The sequence below is a fragment of the Thiomicrospira sp. S5 genome (assembly GCF_003991075.1).
Classification (GTDB): Bacteria; Pseudomonadota; Gammaproteobacteria; order Thiomicrospirales; family Thiomicrospiraceae; genus Hydrogenovibrio; species Hydrogenovibrio thermophilus.
The window spans coordinates 2,311,696-2,325,918 of record NZ_CP014470.1; the positions used below are offsets into that span (position 1 = coordinate 2,311,696).

The following is a 14,223-nucleotide window of genomic DNA, read 5'->3' on the forward strand; positions in this document are numbered from 1 at the left end:
ACTTAATGTAAATCAAGCTTTTGTTCTAGAGAACCTTCATTTCGCCGAAAACACCCAGGCCTGGTGGATTTTTGGATTACGGGCAAAGTCTTTCGGCAAGGTACGCTGGGTGATGTTTTCAATGGCCCAATCGTCGGCAAACGCCGCTTGATCCAGTTTGAACTTACGCAGATTGTTCGAGAACACCAAATGCCCGCCCGGTGCCAACAGCGTCAAGGTTTTACGGATTAAATCCACATGATCACGCTGAATGTCCAAGGTGCCTTCCATGCGCTTGGAGGTCGAAAACGACGGCGGATCCAGGAAAATCACATCAAAGGTCTCGGACGGCGTTTTAGACGAACCATCGGTTTCCTTATCCAACCATTCCAATACGTTTTCCTGCTGCAAACGGTGCTGACGTTCATCGATATCGTTGCACATGAAATTGTGCTTGGCCCAATACAAATAGGTTTTCGACATATCCAAACTCAAACTGCTTTTACAACCGGCTTTGACGGCTTCCGCCGTGGCACTGGCAGTGTAACAGAACAAGTTCAACAGACGTTTGCCGCTGGCCAGCTTCGCCACTTCTCGGCGCACGTCCCGGTGGTCCAGAAACAAACCGGTGTCCAAATAATCGGTGAAGTTGACGCGGATTTTGGTTTGGTTTTCCAACACGGTGAAAAAGGCTTTTTGCTCGTCCATTTTTTCGTACTGATCCTGGCCTTTTTGCTGACTGCGCACTTTGAAAATAATGCGTTCCGCCGCCACATCGAACACCACCGGCAACACCGACAAGGCTTCATACAAGCGGCGCTTCGCCTTGGTCGGGTTAACGGTTTTCGGCGGCGCGTATTCAGCCACCACCACCCACAAACCGCTTTCCAGCGTATCGTACAAATCAATCGCCAGGGCGTATTCCGGGATGTCAGCATCGTAAACACGATAGGCTCGAATGTCCTGCTGCTTCACCCAGCTTTTCAGCCCTTTCATATTCTTGTGGATGCGATTGGCCACCATGCGTGCGTTATCGGACTCTGCCAATTCCGGTTGCAAGCGGCGGACTTGAGACACCAAATCCGACTTGACCTGCAAGGCCGGTTGGCGGAATAAGCTTTCATCCAAATCAAAACGGAACAAACGACACGCCATGGCACCGTTGTAAAAATCGTGCGAACGTTTTGCTTTAATGCCCAGATACATGCCCAACTCGGTATTACAGGTCAGCACCGCCGCTTTCCAATCTTTGAATTCCGATTTCAGATATTCGCCCAGTTGCATGTAAATCTGTTTGACCGATTCTTCATCGCTCAGGCGTTCCCCATACGGCGGATTGGTCACAATCAAGCCGGTCGGCCAATCGCCCCATTTTCGTCCTTGCTCAACGCTCATTTGCTTGATTTCAATCACGTCATCATAACCGGCCGCTTGAATCGCTTCGCGGGCAATGTCCAACGATTTATGCGAAATGTCGGAACCGTAAATCATCGGCAACTGACGCAAGCCTTCGGTTTCGCGTTGTTCAGCTTCCTCGAGCAAATTTTCCCACAGGACTTCGTCATGACCACGCCAATAGTTCAGCAACATTTCACCGGATTTAGCCAGGCCTGGCGCCGTATCAGAGGCCATCATCGCCGCTTCGATCAGAAAGGTACCGGAACCGCACATGGGGTCATACAGCGAACCACCGCGTTTGGCGATTTCCGGCCAATTCGCCCGCATCAAAATCGCCGCCGCGACATTTTCTTTCAAGGGTGCCGTCACCTGCGTGCCTTCGCGATAACCGCGTTGGTGCAAGCTGTAGCCGGTCAAATCCAGGCTCAGCGTCAAATGATTGCGATTGACGTGACCGTGTACGCGAATGTCCGGTGTGGTCGCATCCACCGACGGACGTGTTTGGTAGCGCTCACGGAAATAATCGACGATGCCGTCTTTGATTTTCAGCGCACCATAATGGCTGTGTTCGATGCCCAGCCCTTTCCCGGTGAAGGACACCGCAAAAGTCCCGTCCTGCGCCACATGCTGAATCCAGTCTATGGACGCTACCAGGCCGCTCAAGGCTTCCTGATTCGGCACCTCGGTTTCCAGCAACACATAATAGACCCGGTTCGCCAAACGTGACCAAAGGCAGGTTCGATACCCAACATCCAAAGGCCCTTCAAAGGTCGCGCCCGTTGGCTGGATTTTGATATTTTCCGCTCCGAAACCGGTCAACTCTTCACGAAGCAGTTCGTTCAAGCCCGGTGGAGACGTTGCAAAAAAACGACACATTGAAATTACCTATCGACAAAAACGTTATTTTACTGCATTACGACAAGCCACTTTAGTAAAATGGCCTCCCTGTGGCGACATTATTAGAACGCACTTATATACAAAAATGCACATTTGAACACCGGCTTATAATTTTTTATGACATTCATCACACGACTTTTTTTCACGGTTTTCGTATCCTTCCTGCTGGCACAATCGCCGGCCATGGCCTATGATCCTCCGCCACAATCCGAAGCCGATTTCCAGGCCTGGCTAAAAGGCTTCAAAAAACAGGCCCGTCAGGACGGCATTTCCCAGCAGACCCTGAACAAAGCGTTCAAAAATGTGCATTTGAATGAACGCGTCCTGGAATTGGATCGCCGTCAACCGGAATTCACCCGCACCTTCTGGCAATACTTCAACCGTGCCGTCACCGACTGGCGCATTGAAACCGGTCAAAAACTGTATGAGAAGTACAAACCCCAACTGCAGGAAGTCACGCGCGAATATGGTGTTCCAGGGCGTTTTCTAATTGCCTTCTGGGGCATGGAAACCAATTTCGGCGGTTACACCGGCAACACCCCGATTATCGAATCCCTCGCCACACTATCGTACGACCCACGTCGCTCCGAATTTTTTCAGAAAGAACTCATGGCCGCTTTACGCATTATCGACCAAGGTCATATTGACCCGGCCCAAATGAAAGGCTCTTGGGCCGGCGCCATGGGACAATGCCAATTCATGCCCAGCAACTATCTAAGATATGCAGTGGATGCCGACAACTCCGGCAAACGCGACCTTTGGAACAGCCTGCCGGACGTGTTCTTCTCAATGGGGAACTTCCTGAATGAATTGGGATGGCAACGTGAAGAAAACTGGGGACGGGAAGTGACACTTCCGGAAAACTTCGACCTGGCCTTAGCCGACGGGCGGACTAAACGCTCCCTGGATGACTGGCGCCAACTCGGTTTAAAACTGGCGGACGGTCGCCCGTTACCGGAGGCCGACATGAAAGCCGCCCTGCTCTTACCGTACGACTATCGCGGCCCGGCGTTTTTGGTCTTCGATAACTTCGACGTCATCAAGCGCTGGAACCGTTCCGACAGTTACGCCCTCGCCGTCGGTCATCTGGCGGATCGCATCGTCGGGCGCCCGCCATTGAGTAAAACCGCTCCGAAAGACGACAAATCGCTCACCCGCGACCAAATCAAAGAATTGCAAGAACGCCTGGCCCTGGCCGGTGAAGACATCGGTAAAATCGACGGCATCGCCGGCAGCAAAACCCGCAGCGCTCTGCGCGCTTTCCAACTGCAAAACGGTTTGCCGGCCGACGGCTACCCGTCCTATCGCATGCTGAAAATCTTACAGAAAACCGTTCGTTAGTCGATACAGTCATCAACACCTTTAACAGGCCGATTGTGATCATTCGCAATCGACTATAATGGTCTTTAAATGACATTTCAAACCGTTAGACAGGTCAGCGGACATGCTCAAAACACCCAAACCCGATGTGTGCGAACAACCGGCCTACTTATTCTGGAAGCTGCAAAGCCGCCTGACCAAATTCGCCAATCAATTGGAAAAATCCGAAAAAGCCAAGCAACAGGCGCAGCAAACCCAATCGTCACCGAAGACGTCAGACTGACATCACCAAAAGGCTTGGAAAAGAATTGAAAGAGGAAAGGCTTAAGATTCGTCGCGTTGCACGGCGCGCTTTTCACGTCTCGGCTTTAACCAAAATTCGGACAGAATCAATAATCCCGCCCCGATATTAATCGCCATATCGGCCACATTAAAAGTGGCGTAATGCCAGGAACCAATATAGAAGTCGACAAAGTCGGTCACCCGACCGAACAGAATCCGGTCAATGACGTTACCGATGGCACCGCTCAGAATCAGATTGATGCCAACGGTTTCCGTACTCCACACCTTCGGCAGCTTGGATAACCAGAAAAGCAGAGCGCCGCTGACCCCCAGCGCCAATCCAGTGAACAGCCAGCGTTGCCAGCCGCCCATATCCGCCAGAAAACTGAAGGCCGCGCCATAATTGTAGACCAGTGTAAAGTTCAAATGCGGCAAAATCGCCACCGGCTCGCCCAGTGTCAAACCGGTGTTGGCCCAGTATTTCGTCAACTGATCCAGCACCAGCAACAACGCGGCCAGCCACAGCGTTTTCAGCGCCGTTTGGGAAAGAGAAGTGAAATGTGTCATAACGATACGTCGAATGGTGAAACCGACCAGGCCTGGCCGATTTTAAGCAAACTGACGTTGCTCCCCTTCACCATAGACATTATCGATACAACGTTGACACAAATCCTCGTCTTCACTGTGCGACCCGACATCGTCACGATGATGCCAGCAGCGACCGCATTTCGGTTTATCCACCGCTCCGGCATCCACCCACAAACCATCCACATCGGTAGTGATCGCGGTATCGGTTTTTTCCGACGCCGGTTTCACAGTGGCGTAAGAGGTAATCAACACAAAACGCAACTCGTCCTGCAAGGCTTGAATCTGCTCGAACAGATCGCCGTCGGCATACAGCGTCACTTCGGCGGTCAAAGAGCCTTTCACCACACCGTCATTTCGCAACTGTTCCAATTGCTTGGCGACCGCCGAACGCACCTCCATCATCCGCGCCCAATAGGCTGAATTCATCGGCTGCGTTTCGTCCAATGCCGTCAAGCCGTTGTACCACTGTTCGGTAAAGATGGTGTCGGAACGGTCACCCGGTAACGACTGCCAAATTTCCTCGGCGGTGAAACTCAAAATCGGTGCAATCCAACGCGTCAAGGCTTCCACGATGTGATACAAGGCCGTTTGCGCGGAACGTCGCGGCAAACTCTCCGCCTTACAGGTGTACTGACGGTCTTTAATGACATCCAGATAAAACGCGCCCAGTTCGACCGAACAGAAGTGCGTCACCGCTTGATAAATGGTATGGAAATGATAGGACTCATAGGCCGCTTCCACTTCCTGTTGAATTTGTGCGGCCTGACCGACGGCCCACTGATCCAGCGGTAACATCTCGTCATACGTCACGGCATCGGTTTTCGGGTCGAAGCCGTTGATATTCGCTAGCAAGAAGCGCGAGGTATTGCGAATACGACGATAAGCATCTGCCGTACGCTGAATGATTTCGTCGGACACCGTCATTTCATAACGGTAATCGGCGGCTGCAATCCACAAACGCAAAATATCGGCCCCGAACTTATTGGCGATGTCCTGCGGCGCGACCACATTGCCTTTGGACTTCGACATTTTCTTGCCGTCTTTATCGACGGTAAAGCCGTGCGTCAGCACCTGCTTATACGGCGCTTCGCCGCGGATTGCCAAGGACGTCAACAATGAAGATTGGAACCAGCCACGATGTTGGTCGGACCCTTCCAGATACAAATCCGCCGGTGTCGTCAATTCATCACGCTGCTCCAGCACAGCGAAATGTGAAATCCCCGAATCGAACCAGACGTCCAGAATGTCGGTGACTTTTTCATAATCGTCCGCTTCCGCGCCCAGTAACTCTTCCGGTTCCAGGTCATACCAGGCATCGATGGATTTTTCTTCCACCATCTGCGCCACTTTTTCCATCATTTCGACAGTATTCGGATGCATGGTACCGGTGGCTTTATGAATGAAAATCGGAATCGGCACGCCCCAGAAACGCTGACGGGAAATACACCAGTCCGGACGGCCATCAACCATGCCTTCGATACGAGCTTTCCCCCAATCCGGCACCCATTCCACTTTCTGGATGGCGTCCATGGCTTGTTGGCGCAGATTGCCTTCCGTCATGCTGATGAACCATTGCGGGGTGGCACGGAAAATCAACGGCGTTTTGGTTCGCCAGCAGTGCGGATAACTGTGCACAATCGCTTCGTGATGGACCAAGGCCTGATGTTCTTGCAACACCTCGATCACATGGTCGTCGGCTTTGAGGACGTTCTCGCCTTCGAACAACGGCGTGCCCGCCACATAATTACCGCGACCGTCCACCGGACAATCCACTTCCAAATCGTATTTCAAACCGACCGCGTAGTCTTCCTGACCGTGACCCGGCGCCGTGTGAACACAGCCAGTCCCGGCATCGGTAGTGACATGATCGCCCAAAATCAGCGGGACAATGCGGTCGTAAAATGGATGTTGCAGACGAATCAATTCAAACTGATCGCCACGGCCATAAGCGATGACGCGATAGTTTTCGAAGCCCCATTTGTCCATGCTGTCTTTTAAAAGCGCCTCGGCCAGGAACAGACGCTCCGGCCCGTTCTCGCCGTCAACCTGCACCACGGCGTATTCCAACTCCGGGTTGATTGAAACCGCCTGGTTGGCCGGCAAGGTCCAAGGCGTCGTGGTCCAAATCACCACCGACAAAGGCCCTTCGCCTAACTGCGCTTCCACATGATGACAACGTTCGAAAAACGCGGCTTCATCCAAGACTTTGAAACGCACATCGATGGCATGAGAACGCTTGTCTTCATACTCCACCTCGGCTTCCGCCAAAGCGGAATGCCCGCCGACACTCCAGTAAACCGGCTTGGTGCCTTTTATCAAATGGCCGTTTTCGACGATTTTCGCCAGAGCGCGAATCTCATTGGCTTCAAAACGATAATCCTTGGTCAAATACGGGTGTTCCCAATCCGCCACGACTCCAAGACGTTTAAAGCCCTCCATTTGCGCATCCACTTGCTTTTGGGCGTAATCGCGGCAGGCCTGGCGGAATTCGGTGGCGCCGATTTTCTGGCCGACTTTGCCTTTTTTCTTCTCGACATTCAATTCAATCGGCAAACCGTGGCAATCCCAGCCCGGTACATAAGGCGCATCAAACCCACAGAACCCTTTGGATTTGACAATCATATCCTTCAGCACCTTATTGACCGTATGGCCAATGTGAATGTTACCGTTCGCATACGGAGGCCCGTCATGCAAAATAAACTTCGGACGCCCCGCCATGGCTTCACGCACTTTACGATACAGGTTCGCCTGCATCCAACGCTCGACCTGCTTCGGTTCCCGATTCGGCAAGTTGCCGCGCATCGGAAAGTCGGTTTCGGGTAAGTTTAATGTCGGTTTGTAATCTTTTGTCATGTCGATAACTTCAGTTTAGATTTTTAAAAATTCCATCACGGCGGCTGTGTCAATCCGCCGTGCCGTCTTCCAAGCCGTGCATTCGCCGCGCCACCTGCACATCCTGCCGAATCTGATCCGTCAGGGCTTCAAGCGAATCAAATTTCATTTCAGAACGAATGAAACGCTCTATTTTAACGCCGATGTGCGCGCCGTAAACGTCTTTCTGCCAATCGAACAAGTGCACTTCAATGGAAGGGCGTTGTCCGTTGACGGTGGGCCGGACACCGATATTCGCCACCCCCGGCCAATCCACTTCGTCCAAACCACTGACCTTGACCGCATAGACCCCTTCCAACGGCATCTGGATGCGTTTCGGGTTCAGGTTCAAGGTTCGAAATCCGATTTTACGGCCCAGCTTTTGACCATGAATCACCCGGCCCTGAAAGCGGAAATCGTCGCCCAACAGCCGCCCGGCCAACGGTAAATCATGATCTGCCAACGCCTGACGCACCCGGGTGCTGCTCACACGCTCTCCGTCCACTTCAAATGTCGCCACATCGGTAACGTCAAAGCCCAATTCCGCACCGCGCGCCATCAAAAATTCGAAATTGCCGCGGCGCTGACATCCAAAACGAAAATCGTCACCTATCACCAGATGGCGCACATTCAAGCGCTCTTTCAACAGGTTCTGAACAAAATCGTCGGCCGTCCAGTTGGCAAAGGCTTCATCAAAACGGCACACCAAAACATAATCCACCTCGGTGTCCTGAAACGCCGCCAGTTTTTCACGCAAATTCATCAAACGCACCGGCGCGGATTGCGGCGCAAAATATTCGATCGGTAACGGTTCGAACACCATCACCACCGACGGCAAACCATTGTCGGCCGCCAGGTCCTGAACCTGCTGCAAAATGGCTCGATGCCCGAGATGCACGCCGTCGAAATTGCCGATGGTCAACACACAGCCCTGACGGAACGCGTCTCGAACCGAATCCAAATTGTGTAAACCCCGTATCAAGTGCATCTGTTTGATTTCATTGCTTGAAATAAGCGATAGATTATAACGTATTCCGGGATTTGAGACCGCGCAAAATCGTTTGGCTTTTCGAAAAAATCATCGTTTAAAGTGCGTGTCATCGAAACCGCCAGGCCTGGGCGTTTTCAAGGTTTCGACTGCAACCAACCCGCCGGACGCACGCCAAGCAGCAACAGCGCCACACCGTACAAAGCGATGGCACCCAGCACCAAACCACTCAACCAGGCAAGACGGTGCCAGGCATCAAACGCCAACCACTCCGCCGGCGCGGGCGACATCCACAGTAAAAACGCCACCAGCACCACATTGCCCAGCAAGACCTGCATCCACAACTTACCCCAGTCGGATAACGGCGCGAACTTGTCCTGCTTACGCAGCAAAATGTACAGCAAACCGGCATTCACAAATGCCGAGGCACTGGTCGCCGCTGCCAAGCCCACATGCGCAAAAGGCCCGATCAATGCCAAATTCAAAACCACATTCGTCACCAGCGCCACCACGGCGACTTTGACCGGTGTTTTCATTTCCTTACGCGCATAAAACGCCGGTGCCAATATCTTCACCAAGATAAAGCCCAGCAGCCCGAAGGAATACGCCATCAGACTCAAGCCCGACATGGTGACATCCCGTTCAGTGAAGGCGCCATAGTGAAACAGGCTAATAATCAGCGGTTGCGCCAGCAGCAGCAAGCCCAATGTCGCCGGCAACCCGATGACCAACACCAAGCGCAACGCCGTATCGATGTCCTGACGGTAACCGTTCCAGTTTTCATTGGCGGCCTTTTTCGACAAGCCCGGCAATACGACCGTCGCCAAGGCGACACCGAAAACACCCAGCGGAAATTCCATCAAGCGATCCGAATAATACAACCAGGACACCGAGCCCGTCACCAAAAACGACGCCAAAACCGTATCCACCAGCAGATTGATTTGCGCGACCGACACCCCGAACAACGCCGGAATCATCAAGCGCTTGACCTCGCCGACGCCGTCATTTTTCTGCGCCGACGGCACCGGTAACAGCCCCAAACTCTTCAAAAAAGGGACATGAAACAGCAACTGCAATACGCCGGCGACCAAGACCCCCCAGGCCAACGCCATGACCGGCACTTCCAGCATCGGCGACACCCAAATGGCGAACGAAATCAGCGTCAGGTTCAGAAACACCGGCGTAAACGCCGGCACCGCGAACTGGTTATAGGTATTCATAATGGCGGATGAAAACGCCACCAGAGAAATCAGCAGCAGATACGGAAAGGTGATGGACAGCATGTCCGAGGCCAGTTGAAACTTGACCGGATCGTCGATAAAGCCCGGCGCGAAGACCATCATCCATAAGCCGGAACCAAACACACCGAACGCTGTCAGCAGCAGCAATATGCCGCCCAGCCGGAACAGAATCGCATCCACCAACGCTTTGACCGCCGCCTTTCCTTCCCGCTCCTTCACTCCGGCCAACACCGGCACAAATGCCTGTGAAAAGGCGCCTTCGGCAAACAGCCGTCGGAAAAAATTGGGGATTTTAAACGCGACGAAAAACGCATCCGCACCGGTGGACGCCCCGAAATAGCGTGCAATCACCATGTCTCGTACAAAACCGAGCACACGGGAAATCATGGTCATGCCACCGACAGTGGCCGTAGCTTTAATCAAACGCTTCAAGGCAAAATCTAGTCACTTAAGATTGAATGGAATTTTGGAAAAATCGATGAAATTCATTGTAACGGGGAACCCGTTTACACAGAAGTTTTTTTGTGGAATTTATCGAGAAAGCCAGCCTTTCGGTGAAAAACCAAATTGCAGACATAAAAAAACCGGGGATAACCCGGTTTTTTTCAACTTAACAGAATCGGTTTCGATTCGGTCAAATTACGCCATCGCTTTGATGCGAGCGTTCAAACGGCTTTTGTTACGGGCCGCTTTGTTTTTCTCGATGATGCCTTTACGCGCCATACCGTCCAAGCTGGACTGAGCGACACGGAAAGCTGCGTTCGCGGCTTCTTTATCACCCGCTTCAACCGCCGCCAAAACTTTTTTGACTTTGGTACGCATTTCAGAGCGCATGCTCGCGTTATGAATTCGATGCTTCTCGGCTTGGCGAGCGCGCTTAGTTGCTTGTGCTGAATTTGCCATTTATTTACTCCAAAAAATTTTGTATTTTCAATCGTTTACATCGATACGCATCGACCATCGACACTTTTCGGAAAGGGCTAAATCTTTCGTTAAGCATCTAAATGTTTGAAAGGATTGCGGAATTATCCATAAACTTTCCATTGATGTCAAATACTTATCGCATAATTTTTTAAGGTTTAAACCGCAGCAGGACAGCCGTTCCCACGACCATCAATCGCCCACTTTGCGGCCGTGCGCCCATCTGTACCACACCCAAAATTCGGGTTGAGAAAAACCGATGAATCTCTATACTGCTTTTAAAGCATGTCCGCCTTTTTAACAACCCCATGCCCGGAGAAACCGCATGACGACTCCAACGCGCTCATCCGTTCCATTCAACCGCCGCCTGTTCACGGCACTGCTCGTCGCCGGCTTATTGGCGCTTGCCTGGCTTGGCACCTTGGACCATTACACTTACGACTATCTAAAAGGCTCTCTGCTGAACGCTTTAGCGAGTTACGGAGTCAGCCGTTCGCTGAATGCGGTGATCTCCATGTTCTCGACTTCCACCATCAGCATTGGAGTGGCTTCGATTTCGGTGGGTGAACTACTGGACCCCTTGAACGATTTAATCGAACGCTTTTCGGAGTTACTGACCTTTGCCATCGGCTCCATCGCCATTCAAAAGATTCTGCTGACCATCGTTTCGTCCAATCTGTTCAATATCATTTTATCCGTATTCGGCATCGGCCTCATCATCGCTTTGTTTCGCCCAAACCGACCAGGCCTGGCCATTTTCAGCAAACTGTTTTTATTGGCGATTTTCCTCCGGCTGTGCTTATCCGTGATGTTGTTACTGAACCTGGCCGTCGACCACACTTTTATCGAACCGAATATCCAAGCCAATCAACAGAAAGTCGAGCACCTCGCCAGCGACCTGGACGAACTCAACCAGATGCCTCAAACCCCGCAAGCCATGCAACAGGCTTTGGCACAATTGCAACAAGAACGCCCTACACTGGTCGCTCGTATCCAGAGTCGGCAAAACCAATTAACGTCTCTGCAAACGCAGGTTTCAGAACAGGCGGAACGCGTTGAACACCTTCGACAACAACTTCCGCTTTGGGAGCGTTTCAATGTCTTTAAACAGGACAAAGCATTAAGTGAGGCGAAAGAGACCTTGCAAGCGTTAGAGGCGCAAATGTCCCAAGAAGAAAATGCGCTCACCGCCTTGCAAGAAAGCTTGATGACAATTGACGAGCGCATCGCGCGTTATGAACGTCGTTTGGTGGGCCAATCGGATTCGATGCTGGATTCCATCAATCGAGGTTTGTCGTCCTTCACCGCTTCCATCGGCGAGGTCGATATCTTCAAAATTCAAGCCCAGCTGGAAGCGTCGGTGGAAAACCTGCTCAACCTAATGATGTTGTATCTGCTGAAAACCCTGTTGTTGCCATTGCTGTTCATGTATCTGCTGATTAAAGGATTCCAACAAATCTGGCAAGTGAATGTTGCCGATTGGCTGAAACCATCTGCAACGCCAGAAACAAAAAAAGCGACCTGAGGCCGCTAATCTTAACCGAGATACGAATTCGGTTTTTCCACCCAGCACCCTGCTCAACAGGGTGCTTTAAATCGGTCTTAATGATGTCTTAATACGCCACACCGTAGGTCTTGAAGTAGACTTTATCCGGGTCGATCTTGTAGGTCCATTCCGCACCCGAGTTTTTCCAGCCGTTTTTCAAACGGAAGCCTTTCTTCTCACCGTCTTTCAGCTTACCGCCTTCAAAGCCGTCAGTCATAATGTAAACCTTTTCATAACCGTATTGATCCAGCATTTTGGCGACCGGTGCGGCACGCGTCGCCCCGGAACGGCACATAATGACGTACGTATTGTCTTCATCCGCGCCCAAATCGACGATTTTTTCTTCAAACTGTGAAATCCACTTGGAATTCGGTGCCGGCATATAACGCGGTTTGTTTTGCTTGGTATCCATTTTGGAATAATCGAACATCACCGCCGGCAACATAATTTGCGCCGCTTTGGTGTAACCGACAAACTGCCACTCTTCCGGGGTGCGGACATCGACCAGAATCACGTTCGAATCTTTTTTCATCATCTCCTGCGTTTCTTTCGCATCCACATACAAGCCTTGCGGCGTATGACGTTTCGGATCTTTCGGTTCCGGCGCCGTACTCGCCGTGGTGCCATACGCCATCATTACCGCCGAAGCCATCATCGATAAAGCAAACTGTTTCATATCGGGTTCCTTTTAAAAATGTTTCAATTCACCCGATGATTAAAGCATAAAAATAAGCATTTGCTTATATTTATTACTTTAAGAAAAACATAAATTATTTTTATAACAATAACCGCCAGGCCTGGCGGTTTTGACAATTAACGACTGGAGAGTTTTTGCAAGCGCCGAATCCATTGCCCCAAAGCGGGCGCTTGCGCATGGACAGACTGATAAACGTCGTCAAGGCTTCGCTCCGACATCCCCAGCGTTTGTTTCAGCAATTGCTGCAAATAATGCGCGCACTTCGGCGTCAACTGCGAGGAGAGCGTCAATTGGGTCAATTTGGTAACAATGACCGCATCACACACCTCTTGCCATTGCCCGTCACTTAAATCGAACCGCTCTGACAAATCATTTGGCCGCTTTCCGAGCCGGACTTCCATGACCGTTTTCAGCAAATGGTAGTTATAGAGTTCAATGGCCACCGGCCGCAGCGAAAACGGCAAGGCATTCATGTAACTGGGTTCGACTTCCTGACTTAAACTGGCCACCGATTGTGTCTCCTGGGTTAAAACGCCGCCACGGCCATACTGCTACGAATTTCATAACGCTCGATTTCAAACACCACCACTTTCTGACTGTGGCCGTCGGGAAAATTGAAATTAAACGCGTTGGTTTCTTTATGAGTATGCGATGCGGTGAAACTGCGCACAAAAGAAGCCTCGAAATCCAGTCGTTGGCCGGTGTCCGGAAAAAACAAATGGATAGCGCACCGACTGTTGGCCGGATAACGCTTATCCAACAACACTGACAAGCCACCGGCGCTGAGGTTGATTTCCTTTTGCCGCCAAGCTTTCGGGCTGGCCGGCGGAAAGAAATCGTTCAACATTTCATCGTAAGCCCGGAAATAATAAGAGGTGTATAAATACAGATAATACAGCGCTTGAACCAACGGTACTTTTTGATCGTGATTGACCGAAGCGGCAAAGTTTTTCGCCAGGCCGTCGATTTCAAAATAACTCTCCAGCGGTTCCGGCATCTGAAACTGGCTGGCATCGGACTTCTCAAGGCACGAGCTGAAGTGACGGTAGTAGGCTTGCATTTTTTGATTCAGCAAGTCGAAATATTGAAAGGTTTTGGGCGCATGGGCTTTCAGTTCTTCCAAGTCCTGAACCCCTTTCCCATAGGCGTGAAACTCCAGCCAACTCGCTACCTCGGTGCGCGGACTGCGCGCCTGCTGAGAAACCGATTCCACCCAGCCGCCGAAATAACGGCTGTAACGCTCAAACTCGGCAAACACCGGCGCCAGAATATCCTGCTGTTCCTGAATGTGGTTAATCCAGTAATGCATTTTGCTTTGAGCGTGTTGAAGACGCTTTTGCACCGACGGCGGGAAATAATCGATGCCGTAGGTAAAGATATCACCGGTTCGAGTCGGCCGACTGGGAACAATCAATAAACGCGCCGGAATATCCACACGGCGGAACCGCCGCATATCGTTTTTTTCAAACCAATAGGCCACACCCTACCCCTGAAA

The 14,223-nt window shown here is 51.4% G+C and carries 12 protein-coding genes; 3 read left to right on the plus strand and 9 right to left on the minus strand.

Features of this window, described 5'->3' with window-relative positions:
* Positions 1-36 precede the first annotated feature (36 nt).
* Positions 37-2,253, minus strand: coding sequence for a bifunctional 23S rRNA (guanine(2069)-N(7))-methyltransferase RlmK/23S rRNA (guanine(2445)-N(2))-methyltransferase RlmL (rlmKL, locus tag AYJ59_RS10710; protein ID WP_029939784.1), 2,217 nt, complete (start codon positions 2,251-2,253; stop codon positions 37-39).
* A gap of 138 nt (positions 2,254-2,391) precedes the next feature.
* Here rlmKL and AYJ59_RS10715 point away from each other — a divergent pair, with 138 nt between their 5' ends.
* Both AYJ59_RS10715 and AYJ59_RS13165 read left to right on the plus strand, forming a co-directional pair.
* Positions 2,392-3,615, plus strand: coding sequence for a lytic murein transglycosylase (locus AYJ59_RS10715; protein WP_029939783.1), 1,224 nt, complete (start codon positions 2,392-2,394; stop codon positions 3,613-3,615).
* 125 nt (positions 3,616-3,740) lie between these two features.
* The gene (locus AYJ59_RS13165; RefSeq protein ID WP_443080234.1) at positions 3,741-3,791 is read left to right on the plus strand and encodes a hypothetical protein; all 51 of its coding nucleotides are present in this window, start codon (positions 3,741-3,743) and stop codon (positions 3,789-3,791) included.
* Positions 3,792-3,918: 127 nt separating this feature from the next.
* Here AYJ59_RS13165 and lspA read toward each other — a convergent pair whose 3' ends face one another.
* From lspA to rpsT, 5 genes are all read right to left on the minus strand, one after another.
* A complete protein-coding gene (gene lspA / locus AYJ59_RS10725; RefSeq protein WP_127120077.1) occupies positions 3,919-4,443 on the minus strand; it encodes a signal peptidase II in 525 nt (174 codons plus the stop codon).
* A 42-nt stretch (positions 4,444-4,485) separates the two neighbouring features.
* The gene (gene ileS / locus AYJ59_RS10730; RefSeq protein ID WP_127120078.1) at positions 4,486-7,317 is read right to left on the minus strand and encodes an isoleucine--tRNA ligase; all 2,832 of its coding nucleotides are present in this window, start codon (positions 7,315-7,317) and stop codon (positions 4,486-4,488) included.
* Positions 7,318-7,366: 49 nt separating this feature from the next.
* Positions 7,367-8,323: a bifunctional riboflavin kinase/FAD synthetase gene (ribF, locus tag AYJ59_RS10735; RefSeq protein ID WP_127120079.1), complete on the minus strand. Its 957-nt coding sequence runs from the start codon at positions 8,321-8,323 to the stop codon at positions 7,367-7,369.
* Between the two features lie 137 nt (positions 8,324-8,460).
* Positions 8,461-9,996: a murein biosynthesis integral membrane protein MurJ gene (murJ, locus tag AYJ59_RS10740; RefSeq protein WP_127120080.1), complete on the minus strand. Its 1,536-nt coding sequence runs from the start codon at positions 9,994-9,996 to the stop codon at positions 8,461-8,463.
* Between the two features lie 207 nt (positions 9,997-10,203).
* A complete protein-coding gene (gene rpsT / locus AYJ59_RS10745) occupies positions 10,204-10,467 on the minus strand; it encodes a 30S ribosomal protein S20 (protein WP_029939778.1) in 264 nt (87 codons plus the stop codon).
* A gap of 343 nt (positions 10,468-10,810) precedes the next feature.
* Between rpsT and AYJ59_RS10750 the strand changes: the two genes are divergently transcribed.
* On the plus strand, positions 10,811-12,010 hold the full coding sequence (locus AYJ59_RS10750) for a hypothetical protein (protein ID WP_127120081.1): 1,200 nt from the start codon (positions 10,811-10,813) through the stop codon (positions 12,008-12,010).
* Between the two features lie 88 nt (positions 12,011-12,098).
* On the opposite strand, the gene AYJ59_RS10755 is transcribed toward AYJ59_RS10750, so the two are convergent.
* The 3 genes from AYJ59_RS10755 to AYJ59_RS10765 form a co-directional block, all read right to left on the minus strand.
* Complete coding sequence (locus AYJ59_RS10755; RefSeq protein WP_127120082.1) at positions 12,099-12,707, minus strand: rhodanese-like domain-containing protein; 609 nt, start codon at positions 12,705-12,707, stop codon at positions 12,099-12,101.
* A 137-nt stretch (positions 12,708-12,844) separates the two neighbouring features.
* Entirely contained in the window at positions 12,845-13,237 is a 393-nt protein-coding gene (locus AYJ59_RS10760) for a hypothetical protein (protein ID WP_127120083.1), read from the minus strand.
* Positions 13,238-13,254: 17 nt separating this feature from the next.
* Positions 13,255-14,181: a hypothetical protein gene (locus AYJ59_RS10765; protein ID WP_127120084.1), complete on the minus strand. Its 927-nt coding sequence runs from the start codon at positions 14,179-14,181 to the stop codon at positions 13,255-13,257.
* Positions 14,182-14,223: the final 42 nt, after the last annotated feature.

Bases quoted from the DNA above. Each gene is read 5' to 3' on its own strand.
- AYJ59_RS10715 (WP_029939783.1), top strand. From the start codon at position 2,392: ATGACATTCATCACACGACTTTTTTTCACGGTTTTCGTATCCTTCCTG.
- AYJ59_RS10765 (WP_127120084.1), bottom strand. From the start codon at position 14,181: ATGCGGCGGTTCCGCCGTGTGGATATTCCGGCGCGTTTATTGATTGTT.
- ileS (WP_127120078.1), bottom strand. From the start codon at position 7,317: ATGACAAAAGATTACAAACCGACATTAAACTTACCCGAAACCGACTTT.
- lspA (WP_127120077.1), bottom strand. From the start codon at position 4,443: ATGACACATTTCACTTCTCTTTCCCAAACGGCGCTGAAAACGCTGTGG.
- AYJ59_RS10755 (WP_127120082.1), bottom strand. From the start codon at position 12,707: ATGAAACAGTTTGCTTTATCGATGATGGCTTCGGCGGTAATGATGGCG.
- ribF (WP_127120079.1), bottom strand. From the start codon at position 8,323: ATGCACTTGATACGGGGTTTACACAATTTGGATTCGGTTCGAGACGCG.
- rpsT (WP_029939778.1), bottom strand. From the start codon at position 10,467: ATGGCAAATTCAGCACAAGCAACTAAGCGCGCTCGCCAAGCCGAGAAG.
- AYJ59_RS10750 (WP_127120081.1), top strand. From the start codon at position 10,811: ATGACGACTCCAACGCGCTCATCCGTTCCATTCAACCGCCGCCTGTTC.
- rlmKL (WP_029939784.1), bottom strand. From the start codon at position 2,253: ATGTGTCGTTTTTTTGCAACGTCTCCACCGGGCTTGAACGAACTGCTT.